The sequence below is a fragment of the Xenorhabdus indica genome (assembly GCF_014467235.1).
In the GTDB taxonomy this organism is placed as follows: Bacteria; Pseudomonadota; Gammaproteobacteria; order Enterobacterales; family Enterobacteriaceae; genus Xenorhabdus; species Xenorhabdus indica.
This window is the reverse complement of the sequence record NZ_NKHP01000076.1, coordinates 1-1,401: the sequence shown is the minus strand read 5'-3', so window position 1 is coordinate 1,401 and position 1,401 is coordinate 1. Positions and strand designations below refer to the sequence as shown.

The 1,401-nt window shown below is 48.0% G+C and carries 1 protein-coding gene; it reads right to left on the bottom strand.

The annotated features are described in order from the left end of the window. Nucleotides 1-17 precede the first annotated feature (17 nt). Nucleotides 18-1,394 carry an IS4 family transposase gene (locus Xind_RS19490; RefSeq protein ID WP_187650935.1) on the bottom strand — a complete coding sequence of 459 codons (1,377 nt, stop codon included), beginning with the start codon at nucleotides 1,392-1,394 and terminating at the stop codon, nucleotides 18-20. Nucleotides 1,395-1,401 lie beyond the last annotated feature (7 nt).

The following is a 1,401-nucleotide window of genomic DNA, read 5'->3' as shown; positions in this document are numbered from 1 at the left end:
CTGTCTCTTGATCACATCTATAGCTCAAGAGACTGTGCAAGCAAGTAACCTTCAAGGATGGTTTGTAATATGAACCATCCTTCCCATAGCCTTTCCCATCCTACTCGACCATTACGTTTTGAATCGTACCAACCTGCAAGCTTGCCGAGGTTAATATAGGCCCAGTAGAGGCTTGGGGCTTTCTTCGGTGGTTTCGATTTGTTTTGCTTTGACCACAGTAAGTTCCACGCTAGCGGACTCAGGATCATTTCACAGCTCTGCTTTTCTGCTTCCTCTTTATTAAGCCCCAGATAGCGCAATTGATGAAGACGGACTGCAATAAACGCGAGTATCACTACCATGCGTTCTAAATTCTCTTTGCTTTGCATGCGTAACTCTTCAACCTGAGTGCCACCGCTTTTCCACGCTTTGTGAAATTCTTCAATCAGCCACCGTTTTTCGTAGTAATCGAGAATACGCTGGGCATCTTCTTTTGTTTTCACGGGTTCTGAGGTCAGAATGTGCCAGCTCAAGCCATCATGATTTCCCGTTTCTTGACAACCGACATAGTACAGTGGGACGCCGTCACCGGTTTTATTCGCCGGGATTTTTACGGTCACCGCCGCATAACGCACTTCGCAGTGTGCATCACGCGCTTTTCGCCCGCCTTTTTGCCTCACTTGAACCGTTCTCGTATCCGCATACACCAAGGCGCCACTGTAATGATAAAGCTTGTCGGTGCTTTCTTCTATGCAACGGCTTTGCATAGAGCGAACGACAAAGCGCTGATGATTTGAGACCTTATAGGTCAGGTACTCGATAATGTCTGCTTCCCGGTCACAGACCGAGATAACTTTTCGCATGTCAGCACCGAGGCGGGCTTCCATTGCGCGTGAAGCCCGTTCCCATTTATAGCTTTCTTTGTCTTTATAAGCTCTGCTCGCATGATATTGATTTTGCCCGTAAGCCTGAAGGTCTCGGGTCCAACGTGCCTGCTCAATGAGTCCAACGACCTGTTGCTTATCAGGTGCAAAAAGCAGAACGGAATGCGCATGCATCCCTCTGGAATACTTATTGGATGTGGTGTGCCCCATCTCATCTCGAACCGTAGGGTGGATAAATTCCAGCGAGGTCGTATCTTCAAGCGCGAGGAGGCAATCATAGTGCTTAACCTGCTCAGCGGTGGCGACAAAGCCAGCTTCTGCGATAGCTTGAGGATTAATGGCTTGATTGCGAGCGAAGCGATAAGCCGCTTCGATATCCGCAGGTGATTTTAAAGATTGCACGAGAGACTGTCCTAAATGATTGGCAAGAGAAGAAGTCAGTTTGATCAGCCGCTTAGTGCGGCGGCTATCCCCTAAATCAGCATATTGAAAAGTGTCTTTTGCCCATTGCTCAGCATCTGTTGAAAACATCATACGT

Coding starts and splice junctions, on each gene's coding strand:
- Xind_RS19490 (WP_187650935.1), bottom strand. CDS start 1,394: ATGTTTTCAACAGATGCTGAGCAATGGGCAAAAGACACTTTTCAATAT.